The following is a 14,502-nucleotide window of genomic DNA, read 5'->3' as shown; positions in this document are numbered from 1 at the left end:
GACATGAAGCTCACACTGCGTATCTGGCGGCAGCGGGGTCCCCGGGACCGGGGCGGGCTGGTCGACTACCGGGTCGAGATCTCGCCCGACGCTTCGTTTCTGGAGATGCTCGATGTGCTGAACGAGCAGCTGGCGGTCCAGGGTGAGGAGCCCGTCGCCTTCGACCACGATTGCCGTGAGGGCATCTGCGGCATGTGCTCGCTGGTCATCGACGGCACTCCGCACGGCCCGGAGAAGGCGACGACCACCTGTCAGCTGCACATGCGGAAGTTCACCGACGGCGAGACCATCACCGTCGAACCGTGGCGGGCCAAGGCGTTTCCCGTCGTCAAGGATCTGGTCGTCGATCGCTCGGCCTTCGACAAGATCGTCCAGGCGGGCGGCTACATCACCGCCCCGACCGGCACTGCGCCCGAAGCACATTCGGTGCCCGTACCCAAACCCGATGCCGACTTCGCCTTCCAGGCGGCCGAATGCATCGGCTGCGGCGCCTGCGTGGCCGCCTGCCCCAACGGCTCGGCCATGCTCTTCACCGCCGCCAAGGTCACCCACCTCGGCCTGCTGCCACAGGGCCAGCCGGAGCGATACGCACGCGTCGCCGACATGGTGGAGACCCACGACGAACTGGGCTTCGGCGGCTGCACCAATACCGGCGAATGCACCCTCGCCTGCCCGAAGGAGATCCCCCAGGACGTCATCGGCCGCCTGAACAAGGACCTGCTGCGCGCCACCCTGAAGGGCCGCTGACTTACCGTGCCGGTTGCCGGGTCGACGCCTCGAATTGACGAGATGATCATGTGATGTCAAGCTTTGACCCGCAATCAGCACCTCGTTAGGCGAGGCTCCTGTACGAGTGGGGTGCTATCGATGGCAGCGTTGCCCCGATGACTCCTCGTGTGCACCCGCTTTGAGTTTCATGTACACGGAGTCCTGAGAGCACATAGATGCGGAAGACCAGCGCCCGCGTAATCGCGCAGCCAGTTCGCTCGTTTCAGCCATGGCAGCTGGGGGCCGCAGCCGGCCTCATTGCCCTCACCACCATCAGCGCGGTGCCCCTCGAGGCGTCGGCCGCGCCGACCGGATCGTGGCGACCCGGCGCCTCCGCCACGGCGCTGGGCCAGCAGATGGAGTCGGCCATCGAGGACGCCTCCCCCGGCAGCCAGGCCGGCATCGATGTCATCGATACCGCGACCGGCGCGGTGATCGCCGACCTCGATGCCGATCAGCAGTTCTACACCGCTTCCGTGGTCAAGCTGCTCATCGCGCTCGACAAGCTGAACAGTCAAGGCTGGCAGGCGGATTCGGATACCGCCGCACAGCTGGATCGAATGCTGTCGGTCAGCGATGACGAGATCGCCGACCAATTGTGGGGCAGCAATGGCGGCGATGCGATCGTGAGCCGCATGGTCGGGCTGATCGGTCTCACCGGCACCACGCCGCCGGGCGATTCCTCGCAGTGGGGCGAAACCCGTACCACCGCACAGGATGTCGTCTCGATCTACCGGTACATCACGACCGTACTGCCCGGACCGGCTCGCGAGCTCATCATGAGCGGCTTGCGCAATGCCGCTCAGATCGCCGCCGACGGTACCGACCAATACTTCGGCATCCCCGATGGCCTGCCCGGCTCTCCCCGGGCGATCAAGCAGGGCTGGATGATGCTGAACGATTCCACCACCATGGACACCACCGGCCTGGTCGGCGCCGGCCCGGGCCAGCCCCTCCGCTACGCCGTGGTGGTGCTGACCTCCCAGCCCGCCGGAATCAGCTGGGACACCGCCGGTTCCGCCGTCACCGCGGGCATCGGCGTCCTGCACAACGCGCTCGACGCGCCGGCCCTGCCCGCGGTATCCCGGCCGCACTAGCCGACCGGCAGCTACGCCGGTGGAACGGTTGTCGTCGGGTCCACGGTCGATGCGGAGAAGAGATTCGAGCAGGCCAGTGACAACCGCTCCACCGAAGTGTTGAACCCCGTCACCGAGGTCTGCAGCTCGGCCGACCGATCGTCCTGTGTCCGATTGCCGGTGAGTACTGCGCGCAATTTATTCATCGAGCGTTCTGAACGAGCGGTACGAACGCCAGATTCGCCGCCACCACGAGACCCACTCCGGTGGTCAGCAATTTGTGCCGATTCCACCAGCCGATCGGGCCGCGGCGCTCGGTCTTGTTGTGCGCGACGGCGGCCGGTCGCGCGGCGACATCCTGTTGTTCGTAGCCGAAGCTGACCGACCTGCCGATGGGTAGCCGTCAGATTGCTCGTACACGGCCATCGTTGGGTGGCGCACTGCGGGCGTCAATGACCACCGACCCCACCCGGAGACAAAACCCCAGGTAAAGCCACTCATGTGAACTTTCCGGCACGGGATCTTGTTACACAGAATTCTCGGGATGACCCTTGACTGCAGGCGCCTGCACAGGCTGCCTTCCATCACGAAAAGCTTTGCGCGCACTGGTCTCGGTCAGGATCGATCACGACGATCGAGTGGGATTGCTGAATCATTGCTAACGCTGTACCTTCGTCGCAATCCACTAGTTCTGACACATAACGACCGAAAGCGAAGTTATGAACAGGCAAGCGACCGAAGTGCGATCATGCTCCGCATCGAAGGAACTCCGGCCCGAGTTGTGGCACCGGCAGGCCGTCTGCGCCCAGACCGATCCGGAAGCGTTCTTTCCCGATAAGGGTGAGTCCTCCAATACCGCCAAACGAATCTGCCTGTCCTGCACGGTGCGCGCGGAGTGCCTCGAATTCGCATTGAACAACGATCAGCGCTTCGGCGTCTGGGGCGGAATGACCGCGCGCGAACGCCGCCGTTTCGCCAACGGCGACTACACGACTCGCCGAACCAGCGGTAGATAGACGTCGTCGACTATCTCGACAATGATCGCGTCGTCGATCGGGGCGCCGAAGAGCAGGAACTGATTTCGGAGCAAATCGGTGGCGACGGTGGCGCGACGGGAGCCCAGAATTGTGCGGTCGACCTCGCCGCGGTCGACAGCCCGCTCGAGGATGGTGTCGATCGCTACGGGGCCGATGTGCACGCGTTCGCGGACGAGCCGGGCGAATTCGGGGTCGCGGACCGTCTCGGCGATCAAACCGCGGACGATACCGCCCAGTGGGGTGGCCATTTTCGCGGACAACTGGCACAGCAGGGCGATGACGTCGGTGCGCAGTGCGCCGGTGTCAGGCACCTCGACATCGGAGATGCCGCTCAATTTGCATGCGTCCATGACCAATTCGGCGCGGCCGGGCCAGCGGCGGTAGAGCACGGCCTTGCTGGTGCGCGCCCGGATGGCGACGCGTTCCATGGTGAGTGCGGAGTAGCCCCCGTCGGCAAGTTCTTCCAGCGTCGCCGTCAGGATCGCTTGCTCGAGTTGCTCGCCGCGCCGGCGCGGGCCTTTGCGGTGGTCAACTGTCGCGTCGACGGATTGCTCGACGTTCAGTGGCAGCGTGACTCCTGGAAGCGTTTCGAGAGAACGTTGCGTTCTCTGGGCGAAGGGATTTAGTCTGGGAATAGAGTACCGATAGTATCTTATGATCTTGAGGGAACCAATGACCGAGACTGTTTCGACGCTGCATTCCGAGATCTCCCCTACTTTCCCGAGCGACCGCACCTGCCCGTATCAGCTTCCCGAGCAGTACTCCCGGCTCCGCGCGGCGCGCGGCTCACTGCAGCAGGTGACGCTTTTCGACGGCCGCACGGCCTGGGTGGTCACCAAGCACGAGACCGCCCGCACCCTGCTGGCCGACCCGCGTTTGTCCTCCGACCGCGCCCATCCCGATTTCCCGGCCACCTCGCCGCGCTTCCGCAGTTTCCGCGACCGGCGACCGGCTTTCATCGGCCTCGACCCGCCGGAACACGGCCCCAAACGGCGAATGGTGATCAGCGACTTCACCGTTCGGCGGGTCAAGGGCATGCGGCCGGAGATCGAGCGGATCGTGCACGGCTTCATCGACGATATGCTCGCCGCCGGCCCGCCCGCGGACCTGGTCAGCCAGTTCGCATTACCCATTCCGTCCATGGTGATCTGCCGGCTGCTCGGCGTGCCGTACGAGGATCACCTGATCTTCCAGGACGCGAGCCGGCGACTACTGCAGGCGACGACCGCCGAAGACGCGATCGCCGCCCGCGAGCACCTCGACCACTATCTCGATGGGCTGATCACGAGCTTGCAGGCCGAGCCCCGGCCGGGCCTGCTGACCACCCTGATCGCCGACCAGCTGGCCCAGGGCGAAATCGACCGCGAGGAACTGGTTTCCTCGGCCATCCTGCTCCTCGTCGCCGGCCACGAGACGACCGCGTCCATGACCTCGCTGTCGGTCATCACGCTGCTCGAACATCCCGATCAGCACGCCGCCCTGCGTGCCGACCCGGCCCTCATTCCGGGCGCCGTCGAGGAATTGCTGCGCTACCTCTCCATCGCCGATATCGCCGGCGGCCGATTCGCCAAGGCCGACATCGAAATCGAGGGCCAGCTGATCAAGGCGGGCGAGGGCGTGATCATTTCCAACTCCATCTCCAATCGCGACGCCGCGGTGTTCGACGAGCCCGACACCTTCGACGTCCATCGCTCGGCTCGCCACCACATAGCCTTCGGCTACGGAGTCCACCAATGCCTGGGCCAGAACCTGGCCCGCCTGGAGCTGGAAATAATCCTCACGGCCCTGTTCGCCCGCATCCCGACGCTGCGCCTGGCCGTCCCGGTAGCGAAACTGAAACTGCGCCCCGGACACACGATTCAGGGCGTCAACGAACTACCGGTCACCTGGTAATCACCCGAAAGGACCCGTCATGCGGGTAACCGCCGACCGCAATATCTGCATAGGCGCCGGCCTCTGCGCCCTGACCGCTCCCGGCGTCTTCGACCAGGACGACGACGGCCTCGTCGAACTCCTGACCCCGGTTCCCAGCGAAGACGATCAACCTGCCGTCCGCGAAGCAGCGAATATCTGCCCCTCCGGCGCAGTAACTTTCACCGAATAGCGCCGGACAACCGCCGAAACCTCCTAACTACAAGGAGGTTTCGGCTTCCGGCGGCCGGGCTGATGCCACCACGGTCCGGATGAGGAAGCCCCCGTGCCACTGCTGCTCGACCAGCCCCGCGCGCCGCAATAGTTCAGCGCCGGCCCTTCTCGTGCGAGCCCGCCCGCGCCGCCCGATCACCATCGTCGGCGCCAGCAGCGGCGAGAACAGATCCGTCAGCACGAAAACTCCCGAAGGCGTAAGTGCCCGAGCGCATTCCCGCAGGCCCGCCCCTTGATCGCCCCAGTGGTCGAACGAGGTAATACTGATCACGAGATCGAACGCCCCCGACTCCACCGGCAGCGCTTCGGCCTTTCCCTGCACGACCTCGATCCGGTTGTCCCCCAACCGCTCCCGCGCTACCTCGACCATTCCCGCCGCCGCATCCACCCCGATCAGCCGCCGCGCTCGCGGAAGCCTTTCAGCCAGTTCACGAAGCGCAACCCCGGTCCCGCATCCCACATCGAGCACCCGCCCGGGCTCCGGACGAGCCGCCAGCGCGAGCACAATCGTCCGCGCGGCGATGTCGCGATGCATTTGCCCGAGATACCCCTCGTCATAGGTCGGAGCACGCCGATCGAAGGCCCCCACATCCCGATCACGTCCCATGCGACCACATGCTAAGCGACTATGGTGGAGGCGTGCCGGATGCGGACAAGAAGCGAGCAGCGCACCAGGCCCTGGTGGATCGGATCCTGACCGGGAAGGGCAGGACGTCTCCGGAGCAGCGTAAGAGTGCCTTTCACAATGCCGACGTCCCAGAGTCGCTGCGGCCGCTGATCGGCAAGGTGGTCGCGAAGCCGCAAGAAGTCACCGCTGCGGATTTCGGGGCGGCCCAGGCAGCGGGCTGCAGCGAAGACGAGATCTTCGAGCTGGTGGTAGCCACCGCGGTCGGCCGGTCCACGCGGCTGTACGAGGCGGGCCTGACGGCCCTGGCCGAGGCCAGCGGCAGTGCGGAGGCCGGATAATGCGGCTCGAAATCCTCAACAGCGGTTACCGCCCCGCGACCAAGGCACTGTTCGCCGTCATCCGGATATTCTCCGGGCAATCACTACCGGATGCCGCGAAGCTGGTCTTCTACCGCCCCGACTTCTACGGCACTCATGCGAAGACGTTCACGCACGAGGCGATGCGCGGCCCCTCCGCCTGGTCGGTGGGCGATCGAGAGCTGATGGCGGCTTACGTTTCCAAGGTCAACAACTCCGCATTCTGCATCGGCGCGCACACCGCGACCGCGGGACAGGCGTATCAGGACGACGCGAAGGTCGGCGCGGTGCTGGCGGATCTGGATTCGGCGCCGATCGAGGAGGGCCTGCGCGCAACCCTGCGGATGCTCGGCAAGCTCACCCGAGAAGGCACGGTAACCGCCGACGACATGCGAGAAGTGTTGTCGGCGGGCGTCACTCGCCAGCAGGTCGAGGACGCGCTGGCGGTCTGCGCCGCATTCGACACCACCAACCGCCTCGCCGACACCTTCGGTTTCGAACTGCTCAGCCCCGAGGGCTTCGCGTCCGGGGCAAAGTTCTTGCTCAAACGCGGTTACCGCTGACTGTCGGAATGGCGCGATCTCGTTCGTCTAGCTGATGAAGAAGCAGACAGCCGAACGAATGGAGATGGTCATGGTCGAGCCGAAGGTATTGCTGGATGGACTGGGAATCCCCGAGTCGCCGCGATGGCACGAGGACCGTTTGTGGTTCTGCAATTGGATCGCGCGCGAGGTCGTCGCCGTCGATATGGACGGCAAAGCCGAAGTAATGGCCGTCCGTGATCCCGACAGTCACCCGATGGGCTACTCCATCGACTGGCTCCCAGACGGCAGGCTGCTGGTGACCGGTGACAAACTGCGACGCCAGGAGCCGGACGGGCAGCTGGTCCTGCATGCCGACCAGCACGCCAACGAAATCGTGGTGGACACGCACGGCAATATCTATCTGAACGGCGCGGACTTCGATTTCGCGGCCGGCGCGCCGCCCGAGCCCGGCTACATCAAGCTCCTCACCCCCGACGGCCGGCTACGAGAAGTGGCCGGGGACATCGCTTTCCCCAATGGCATGGTCATCACGGCCGATGACCGGACGCTGATCATTTCCGAATCGTTCGCGGGCAGGCTCACCGCCTTCGATATCGACGCGGACGGCGGCCTGTCCAATCGCCGGGTCTTCGCCGAGGGTCTCGGCCCGGACGGTATCTGCCTCGATGCCGAAGGCGCGGTGTGGGTTTCGACCGGCGGGAATTCGGTCGTGCGGGTCGCCGCGGGCGGCGAGATCCTGCAGCGGGTCGAACTGGCCGCGGACCGCGCACCTTTCGCGTTGATGCTGGGTGGTCCGGACCGCTCGACGCTGTTCATTCTGACCGCCGAATGGCGGCAGTCCGACAGCGTCACCGACAACCTGACCCGGATCAATACCGGCCCGCGGACCGGCGAAATCCTCACGCTGCCGGTCACTGTTCCAGGGGCCGGCCGGCCGTAACCTTCCGCCAGGAGATCAGCGCCAGCACGAACAGCATGGGCAGGCCGAGCACGAAGTGCGCAATCCCCAGCGCGACAACCTGATTCGCGACATACAGCGGGATGCCGACCACCAGGTGCAAGGCCCACAGCCCGAGCCAGTAGCCGGTCAACTTGCGGTGCACCGCAAGGTCGTCCGGCAGGTCCATGCGGCGCGCGACGAACGCCGTAGCCGGACGGCCGCGGAGCAGCGAGCCCGCGAACACCAGGGCGAGCGCGGTATTGAGCGCCAGCCAGGACAGGAAGAAGTTGCGCCCCTCCCCCGTCCCGAGGACGAGTCCGGCCTGCAGCAAGACGCCGCAGAACGACAAGGTGATCAGCCGCAGCGGCTGCCCGGCGGCCGCCCGCACCACGACCAGCACCGATGCGAGAATCAGCGCGACGACCACCCCGCCCATCGCACCGAGCGTCAGGTACCCGATCAGGAAGCCGGCATTGGGGACCACGGCGTCGACCACATGCCGTCGCCCGAATACCGCGCGCACCGGATCGGCGGGGGCGACGGTCTCTGGCAAAAGATTTGCTTCGCGAGCGGGGGTCATGTCTTCACGCTAATGACGGCCCGGGCCCGATTCATCGCACCGCCGGGGGATTCCGTATCCCTCGTGCAGGGGATTCCCGCTGGCCGGGAGACCCGAACAGCTACGCTTCAGTTATTGATCCTGTACCTGTGGAGAGGGGTGTTCCATGCGGCAAACAGCGATTACGAAACTGAGGGACAAGCTGGGCATCGCGGGCCGGCGGGGACTGATCGTCGCGGTGTGTTCCGCGGCGGCGGTGCTGCTGCCTGCGGCTCCGCCCGCCAATGCGGAGATCGTCGGCATCATCGTCTACAACACGGGAAGTCAGGGCCCGGTCATGGGCTGCCCGCAAACCATCCAGGCGGGCATTACCGATCCCTTCGGCAGTCGATACGAGATCACCGACAATGGCGCCCCGTTGCAGCCGGTCACTTTGGACCAGAACGGTGATCCGCAGGTGCTGTGGACGCCAGGCAACCTGGGCTGGCATGCCATCGAGGTGCGGCAGTGGGCGCCGGACGGGCGGTTCTCGTCGGGGCGGCTCGATATCGAGGTGCATCGGGTCGGAATCAATTCCGGCAGTGTGTGTTTCGCCGATGGTTTCCCGCTGTGGATCAACCCGCTGACAGGCTCGTTGTTCACCTGACACTCGGTCCCTCGGCCTAGGCTCGGTACGAACCTGCCCCACACCGGAAGGGAACGACCTCATGGCCGATTCGATGAAAGCCATCCAGTACCGGTCGGTCGGCGCCGCACCCGAGGTGGTCCGGATACCCAAACCGCTGCCCGGTCCCGGCCAGGTATTGCTGCGGGTGACGGCGGCGGGCGTCTGCCATTCGGACTTCCTGATCATGGGAGTGCCGGCCGAGCAGTTGAGCTTCCCGCTGCCGCTGACGCTCGGCCACGAAGGGGTAGGGGTCGTGGCGGAACTCGGCGACGGCGTCACCACCGTGGCGGTGGGTGACGCCGTCGCCGTCTACGGCCCGTGGGGCTGCGGCCGCTGCACCGAATGTGCTGCGGGCAAGGAGAATTACTGTCTCCGGGCCCGCGATCTCGGCATCTACCCACCCGGTCTGGGCGCACCGGGCGCGATCGCCGAGTACCTGCTGGTGGACGACCCGCGTCATCTGGTGCCGCTCGGCGATCTGGATCCGGTGCAGGCGGTCCCGCTGACCGACGCGGGCCTGACCCCGTATCACGCCATCAAACGTTCGCTGCCGAAACTGGTTCCGGGGTCGACCGCTGTCGTCATCGGCGCCGGCGGGCTCGGTCACGTCGCCATCCAGATCCTGCGGGCGCTGACCCCGGCCCGGGTGATCGCCCTGGATGTCAGCGACGAGAAGCTGGAGCTCGCCCGCGAGGTCGGCGCGCACGAGACGGTTCGTTCCGATGCCGCAGCGGCCCAACGGGTTCGGGAGCTGACCGGTGGCGCCGGGGCCGAGGCGATCTTCGATTTCGTCGGGGCGCCGCCGACGGTGACGACCGCCGGCGCCTGTGCTCGCGTCGAATCGGATGTCACCATCGTCGGGATCGGCGGTGGCGCTCTGCCGGTAGGCTTCGGCGCCCTGCCCCACGAGGTTTCGGTGACCGCGCCGTACTGGGGTAGCCGGACCGAGCTCATCGAAGTGCTGGATCTGGCTCGGGCCGGGGTCATTTCGGTGCATACCGAGACCTACCCCATCGACGATGCCCCGATCGCCTATCAGCATCTGCATGACGGCAAGGTCCGTGGCCGGGCCGTCATCCTGCCGAATTCCTGATCCCGGTTCGCGGGACATTCAGTTCGCGGGACGCGCGGTCCGGTAGATCAGGGCGACGACGAAGGTCAGTGCGGCAATGCCCGCGGCGGCCGCGAAGGCGGCCGTCATGCCGCTGACCAGGGCGTGCTGTGCGGACCCGCCCGCGCTCCGCGAGGTCGTGCCGAAGATCGTGACCAGGATGGCGAGGCCGAGCGAGGCGCCGGTCTGCTGCAGGGTCTGCAGCGCGCCGCCCGCCGCACCGGCTTCGTGCGGCTCGACATTCGACATGATGATCACGTTCAGCGGCGAAACCGCCAGGCCGATACCGAATCCCATGAGAATCATCGCGATGAACAGCAGCGGGAAGTAGCCGCTGCTGTCGGTCAGCTGGGTCAGCAGGATCAGTCCGGCGACCATGGACGCCGTACCGGTCATGGTCAGCGGCTTCGGGCCGAAGCGCGGTAGCAGGCGCGGAATCGTGCGGATCATGGTGAACATCAGCAATGCGGTGGGCAGGAAGGCGAATCCCGTTGCCAGCGCGCTCAATCCGAGGACGTCCTGCAGGAACTGGGTGAGGAAGAAGAACATCGACATGCCGGCCATGGGGGCCAGGAACATGCTGGCGTAGGCGGTGGCGCGATTGCGGTCGCGGAACAGGTGCAAGGGCAGCAGCGGTTGGGCCGAACGCGATTCGATGACGAGGAAGGCGGCGATCAGCGCGACGCCGGCCGCCAGTGAGATATCGGTGGTCGCATTGCCCCAGCCGTGCGAGGCCGCGCTGATGAAGCCGTAGACGAGGGCGGCCACGCCGCTGGTCGCGGTGATCGCGCCGGGCAGGTCGAGGTGGGCGGACTGGCGTTCGGCGCGGGGCAGATAGCGCAGGGCCAGTACCACGACCAGGAGTCCGAAGGGCACATTGATGAACAGCACCGAGCGCCAGCTCAACCATTCGGTGAGCAGGCCGCCGACGATGAGGCCGATGGCGAAGCCCGCGCTGGACATGCCGGAGAACAGTGCGAGCACGCGAATGCGGGCCTTGGGTTCACGGAAGATGGTGGTCAGCAGGGCGAGAGTGCTGGGTCCGGCCATGGCCCCGCCGATGCCCTGCAGGACCCGCGCGGCGAGTAGCCAGGCAGCGGAGGGCGCGAGGCCGCCCGCGAGTGAGGCCAGGGTGAAAAGGGTCGCGCCGGCGATGAAGAGCGTGCGGCGGCCGAACAGATCGCCGGCGCGGCCGCCGAGCAGTAGCAGCCCGCCGAAGACCAGGGTGTAGGCGTTCATCACCCAGGACAGGCCGGTCGCGCTGAAGTGCAGGTCGGCCTGGATGCGGGGCAGCGCCACATTCATCACCGTGATGTCGAGGACGATCATCAACTGGCAGGTCAGCAGCGTGACCAGCACCAAGTTCGATCGAAGTCGGCTGTCGGGGGGCGGGGCGACTCGCGTGCCGGTGACGGCAGCGTTCGAGGAAAGGCTGGTCGACAAGGAAAGCTCCAACGAATGGAAATCAAACGGAGGGATCCTCCGTTTCCGATGGAGCTATCATATGGAGGGTTCCTCCATTTACGCAAGTCTATCCGGAGGGTCCATCCGTTTTCTACTGGAGGGTTCGTGGAAGCACCGTCCAAACCGATGCGCGCCGACGCACGCCGGAACTACGAGCGGATCGTGTCGATCGCCCAGCAGGCCTTCGCCGAGCTGGGCCCCGACGCGCCGCTGGAAGAGATCGCGCGCCGGGCCGGCGTCGGCATCGGCACGCTGTACCGGCACTTCTCGAATCGAGACGTGCTGATCGAGGCCGTCTACCGTTCCAATATCGAGCAATTGAGCGCCCGCGCCCACGAGCTGCTCGAAACCCACTCGCCGGTCACGGCTTTGGAGGAGTGGTTACGGGAACAGGTGCAGTGGGTGATGGCCAACCGCATCCTCGCCACCACCCTGAAAGCCGGCATGGACCATGACTCCCCCACCTTCACCCTGTGCCGGACGGCGCTCAACGAGGCCGCCGAGGCCCTGCTGCAAGCCGGTCGGGACGCAGGCGCAATCCGCTCCGATGTCGAATCCCGCGATTTGCTCAGGTTCGGTCACGGCATCGGCGTCGCCTGCGAGACGACCCCCGATGCGGCCGAACGCCTCCTCGCCGTGACCCTCGACGGCCTCCGCGTCACCGCCGCCGGGCGATGACGAACCCGTTCCGAGCGGCCGCGGTGAACCGGTCGATCGGAGTATCACCGAGCGGCGGTAGCTCGCGCCCATAGGCGGTCGCCCGCTCGAACGCGTCGAAAGCCTCGGAGTCCCAGCCGAACCGATCCAGCCACGCCCCCGAGGCCTCGCCGATTCCACAGCCCGTCCACATCGACTCGACGTCACTTCCCGCGGCCGCGCTCATCGCCCGCCCCATGAGTGCCACGGCATCGACGTGCAGGTATTCGACAGAAATCCGGCTCCCCGCAACGGCCAGCGCACTGATCGCACCCAGCAATCGGTCGTTCTGCTCGGGAGTCAGGTAACTGACCAGCCCCTCCACCAGCCAGGCCGACGGCTCCCCCGGATCGAATCCGGCCGCGAGCAAGGCCGGCCCCCACTCCTCCCGCAGATCCACCGCAACCGCGACCCGCCGCCCCTCCGGCTTCGCGCTCCGACCATCGAGCACCCGCTGCTTGAATCCGAGCACTTCCGCCGAGTCCAGCTCGTACACAGTGACATCGGACGGCCACCCCAGCCGGAACGCCCGAGTGTCCAGCCCCGCAGCCACAATCACCACCTGCCGAATCCCCCGTGTGGCGTCGCGCAGATACTCATCGAAGAACCGCGTCCGAATCGGCGCGTAGTTGGCGAAATTCGACCAGATATCCGCGAAACCATCGCCGCCCCCGGCATTTTCGCTCCCGAACGGATCACCCCCGCTGGCCTCTAGAAAGTCGTCCGCGTATGGATCTTCGAAGAGCCGATCCGCTCGCCGAGTCTCAGCCGCCCGCATAGCGGCGACCATGAGCGCAGTACGTCCGACGCCGGTAGGCACAGCGTCGCTGGATGAGCTGGAACCGTTGATCGTCACCTGCCCCACCTTAGGCCGCACCACCGACAACCTTGCCCCTCGATCACGGAAGCAAATAGTCGGCTATTTTGAGTCTCGAAGTGTCGCTCCGTGTTCATCCCGAACAACATGAGGAGGCACCATGCGGTCTCTACGCCCGGCTGCACTGTTCGCCACCCTGTGCATCCCGATATCGATCCTCACCACCGGCATCGCCACCGCCGACCCCGACAGCCCGGACCCCAACACCGGCGTCTGCCCCTACCCCACCGCCGACAATCCGTACTGCACCGATATGCAGGACAACGACGGATCCGATGACAACACCGACAACTCGCGCGACTACCCGGGATCGGACAGCCAACAGTGATCGGGGCCGCCGCGCCCACCGGCCAGGGCTATGCGCGACCGCGGAGCATCAGGTTCCAGTAGAAGAAGGGGAGTCCGTATCGCTTCAGGTACCACATGTCGCGGCGCGATCTGGTGGTGTCGATGAGGGGGAAGGACGGGGTGTGGGTGCCGCTGTAGTCGAACTCGGCTAGGAGCATGGTCTTTCGCGAAGTGGTCAGGGGGCATGAGCCGTAGCCGTTGTAGCGTGCGGGCAAGGGTCTGGATCGGAGGGTGGCGAGCAGGTTGTCGACCACGACGGGGGCCTGTTTGCGTACGGCGGCACCGGTTTTCGCGTTCGGCGTGGACGACACATCGCCCAGGGCGAAGATTTCGGGAAACCGGTTGTGTTGCAGCGTGTATCGGTCGACGTCGACCCAACCGGCCGTACTGTCCGGGTCGGACAGCGAGGAGGACCCGAGCCAGTCCGGCGCCGATTGGGGCGCCACCACGTGCAGCATGTCGTAGGTGATCGAGTCGGCGGTCCCGGTCGTGTTGTCCACGACCGTGACCCGCCGCCCATCGGGATCGACCTGGACGAGTTCGCTGTTCAGGTGCACTTCGATGCCGTAACCGGCCGCTGTGCGCTCCAGTTCGGCGGCGAAGGCCGCGAGCCCGAACATGGCCGGGGTGGGCATGATCAGGACGACGCGAATGTCCTGCAACGCACCGACTCGGCGCCAGTGATCGCAGGCCAGGTAGGCGATCTTCTGCGCCGCGCCCGCACACTTGACCGGGCCGCTGGGCATGGTGAAAACCGCGGTGCCCGAACGCATATTGCGGATCAGCTCCCAGGTCTTGGGTGCGAGTTCGCGGGCATAGTTGCTCGATGCGCGGGGGCCGGCGAGGGCCTCGCGCATTCCGGGGATTGCGTCCCAATGGATCTGGATTCCGGGGCAGACGACGAGGCGCCGGTAGCCGATCACGGTGCCGTCGTCGAGGGTGACCTGCCGCTGGTACGGGTCGATGCCCTCGGCGGCTCGCCGGATCCAGTCCGTCCCCTTCGGCATGACCGAGGCCTGCGGCCGGCCGCTCTCGCCCATGCCGGCGCAGCCGCCGCCGACGAGGGTCCACAGCGGCTGGTAGTAGTGCGTGACCGCCGGGTCGATGACGCAGACTTCCCGGCCTCGCCGCCGCAGCCGCGCGGCGACGCTGATTCCGGCGCTACCGCCGCCCAGAACGACGATTTCGTGACGTAGAGCGTGTGCGGGCATCACTACTACCTCTCCCCTGCCGATCGTCAATATGTCCGTACATTATGATTTCTAATGTCCGTACATTAGCCTGA

18 protein-coding genes and 1 pseudogene are annotated in these 14,502 nt (G+C 66.1%); 12 read left to right on the top strand and 7 right to left on the bottom strand.

Going from position 1 to position 14,502, the window contains the following annotated elements; all coding sequences use genetic code 11:
• Window positions 1-3: 3 nt before the first annotated feature.
• Both ACIP5Y_RS37410 and ACIP5Y_RS37405 read left to right on the top strand, forming a co-directional pair.
• Entirely contained in the window at window positions 4-747 is a 744-nt protein-coding gene (locus tag ACIP5Y_RS37410; RefSeq protein ID WP_400357214.1) for a succinate dehydrogenase/fumarate reductase iron-sulfur subunit, read from the top strand.
• A gap of 197 nt (window positions 748-944) precedes the next feature.
• Window positions 945-1,865 carry a hypothetical protein gene (locus tag ACIP5Y_RS37405; protein ID WP_400357212.1) on the top strand — a complete coding sequence of 307 codons (921 nt, stop codon included), beginning with the start codon at window positions 945-947 and terminating at the stop codon, window positions 1,863-1,865.
• 11 nt (window positions 1,866-1,876) lie between these two features.
• Here the strand turns inward: ACIP5Y_RS37405 and ACIP5Y_RS37400 are convergent, their stop codons facing one another.
• The gene (locus ACIP5Y_RS37400) at window positions 1,877-2,050 is read right to left on the bottom strand and encodes a hypothetical protein (protein ID WP_400357210.1); all 174 of its coding nucleotides are present in this window, start codon (window positions 2,048-2,050) and stop codon (window positions 1,877-1,879) included.
• Between the two features lie 570 nt (window positions 2,051-2,620).
• Between ACIP5Y_RS37400 and ACIP5Y_RS37395 the strand changes: the two are divergent.
• Window positions 2,621-2,860, top strand: a pseudogene (locus ACIP5Y_RS37395) (WhiB family transcriptional regulator); the annotation flags it as partial.
• On the opposite strand, the gene ACIP5Y_RS37390 reads toward ACIP5Y_RS37395, so the two are convergent.
• Window positions 2,830-3,615, bottom strand: coding sequence for a TetR/AcrR family transcriptional regulator (locus ACIP5Y_RS37390; RefSeq protein ID WP_400357209.1), 786 nt, complete (start codon window positions 3,613-3,615; stop codon window positions 2,830-2,832). The pseudogene ACIP5Y_RS37395 and the gene ACIP5Y_RS37390 overlap by 31 nt on opposite strands.
• Between ACIP5Y_RS37390 and ACIP5Y_RS37385 the strand changes: the two genes are divergently transcribed.
• Together ACIP5Y_RS37385 and ACIP5Y_RS37380 are read left to right on the top strand one after the other, a co-directional pair.
• Window positions 3,554-4,774, top strand: coding sequence for a cytochrome P450 (locus tag ACIP5Y_RS37385; protein WP_400357207.1), 1,221 nt, complete (start codon window positions 3,554-3,556; stop codon window positions 4,772-4,774). The two genes, ACIP5Y_RS37390 and ACIP5Y_RS37385, sit on opposite strands and share 62 nt — an antisense overlap.
• Before the next feature lie 19 nt (window positions 4,775-4,793).
• Complete coding sequence (locus ACIP5Y_RS37380) at window positions 4,794-4,985, top strand: ferredoxin (protein WP_400357205.1); 192 nt, start codon at window positions 4,794-4,796, stop codon at window positions 4,983-4,985.
• Between the two features lie 27 nt (window positions 4,986-5,012).
• On the opposite strand, the gene ACIP5Y_RS37375 is transcribed toward ACIP5Y_RS37380, so the two are convergent.
• Window positions 5,013-5,633 carry a class I SAM-dependent methyltransferase gene (locus ACIP5Y_RS37375; RefSeq protein ID WP_400357204.1) on the bottom strand — a complete coding sequence of 207 codons (621 nt, stop codon included), beginning with the start codon at window positions 5,631-5,633 and terminating at the stop codon, window positions 5,013-5,015.
• A 32-nt stretch (window positions 5,634-5,665) separates the two neighbouring features.
• On the opposite strand from ACIP5Y_RS37375, the gene ACIP5Y_RS37370 reads away from it, so the two are divergent.
• The 3 genes from ACIP5Y_RS37370 to ACIP5Y_RS37360 are packed head-to-tail and all read left to right on the top strand — an operon-like array spanning window position 5,666 to window position 7,495.
• Window positions 5,666-5,992, top strand: a complete 327-nt coding sequence (locus ACIP5Y_RS37370; RefSeq protein WP_400357202.1) for a hypothetical protein — start codon at window positions 5,666-5,668, stop codon at window positions 5,990-5,992.
• Window positions 5,992-6,573, top strand: a complete 582-nt coding sequence (locus tag ACIP5Y_RS37365; protein ID WP_400357200.1) for a carboxymuconolactone decarboxylase family protein — start codon at window positions 5,992-5,994, stop codon at window positions 6,571-6,573. The genes ACIP5Y_RS37370 and ACIP5Y_RS37365 overlap by 1 nt, the downstream gene beginning before the upstream one ends.
• A gap of 34 nt (window positions 6,574-6,607) precedes the next feature.
• Window positions 6,608-7,495 carry an SMP-30/gluconolactonase/LRE family protein gene (locus tag ACIP5Y_RS37360; RefSeq protein WP_400357198.1) on the top strand — a complete coding sequence of 296 codons (888 nt, stop codon included), beginning with the start codon at window positions 6,608-6,610 and terminating at the stop codon, window positions 7,493-7,495.
• On the opposite strand, the gene ACIP5Y_RS37355 is transcribed toward ACIP5Y_RS37360, so the two are convergent.
• On the bottom strand, window positions 7,467-8,075 hold the full coding sequence (locus tag ACIP5Y_RS37355) for a DUF3159 domain-containing protein (RefSeq protein ID WP_400357196.1): 609 nt from the start codon (window positions 8,073-8,075) through the stop codon (window positions 7,467-7,469). The genes ACIP5Y_RS37360 and ACIP5Y_RS37355 overlap by 29 nt on opposite strands.
• Before the next feature lie 145 nt (window positions 8,076-8,220).
• Between ACIP5Y_RS37355 and ACIP5Y_RS37350 the strand changes: the two genes are divergently transcribed.
• Both ACIP5Y_RS37350 and ACIP5Y_RS37345 read left to right on the top strand, forming a co-directional pair.
• Entirely contained in the window at window positions 8,221-8,700 is a 480-nt protein-coding gene (locus tag ACIP5Y_RS37350) for a hypothetical protein (protein ID WP_400357195.1), read from the top strand.
• Window positions 8,701-8,773: 73 nt separating this feature from the next.
• Window positions 8,774-9,814: an NAD(P)-dependent alcohol dehydrogenase gene (locus tag ACIP5Y_RS37345; RefSeq protein WP_400358047.1), complete on the top strand. Its 1,041-nt coding sequence runs from the start codon at window positions 8,774-8,776 to the stop codon at window positions 9,812-9,814.
• Window positions 9,815-9,832: 18 nt separating this feature from the next.
• Here ACIP5Y_RS37345 and ACIP5Y_RS37340 read toward each other — a convergent pair whose 3' ends face one another.
• A complete protein-coding gene (locus tag ACIP5Y_RS37340; protein WP_400357193.1) occupies window positions 9,833-11,275 on the bottom strand; it encodes an MFS transporter in 1,443 nt (480 codons plus the stop codon).
• Window positions 11,276-11,401: 126 nt separating this feature from the next.
• Here ACIP5Y_RS37340 and ACIP5Y_RS37335 point away from each other — a divergent pair, with 126 nt between their 5' ends.
• Window positions 11,402-11,974 (top strand): TetR/AcrR family transcriptional regulator, encoded by a 573-nt coding sequence (locus ACIP5Y_RS37335; protein WP_400357191.1) that lies wholly within the window; start codon window positions 11,402-11,404, stop codon window positions 11,972-11,974.
• Here ACIP5Y_RS37335 and ACIP5Y_RS37330 read toward each other — a convergent pair.
• On the bottom strand, window positions 11,955-12,848 hold the full coding sequence (locus ACIP5Y_RS37330; RefSeq protein ID WP_400357189.1) for an SAM-dependent methyltransferase: 894 nt from the start codon (window positions 12,846-12,848) through the stop codon (window positions 11,955-11,957). The genes ACIP5Y_RS37335 and ACIP5Y_RS37330 overlap by 20 nt on opposite strands.
• A gap of 121 nt (window positions 12,849-12,969) precedes the next feature.
• Between ACIP5Y_RS37330 and ACIP5Y_RS37325 the strand changes: the two genes are divergently transcribed.
• Entirely contained in the window at window positions 12,970-13,197 is a 228-nt protein-coding gene (locus ACIP5Y_RS37325) for a hypothetical protein (protein ID WP_400357187.1), read from the top strand.
• A 28-nt stretch (window positions 13,198-13,225) separates the two neighbouring features.
• On the opposite strand, the gene ACIP5Y_RS37320 is transcribed toward ACIP5Y_RS37325, so the two are convergent.
• The gene (locus tag ACIP5Y_RS37320) at window positions 13,226-14,428 is read right to left on the bottom strand and encodes an FAD/NAD(P)-binding oxidoreductase (RefSeq protein ID WP_400357185.1); all 1,203 of its coding nucleotides are present in this window, start codon (window positions 14,426-14,428) and stop codon (window positions 13,226-13,228) included.
• Window positions 14,429-14,502: the final 74 nt, after the last annotated feature.

It is taken from the genome of Nocardia sp. NPDC088792 (assembly GCF_044750615.1).
Lineage (GTDB): Bacteria > Actinomycetota > Actinomycetes > Mycobacteriales > Mycobacteriaceae > Nocardia.
The sequence above is the reverse complement of the archived record's forward strand: the minus strand, read 5'-3'. Positions and strand labels throughout refer to the sequence as shown.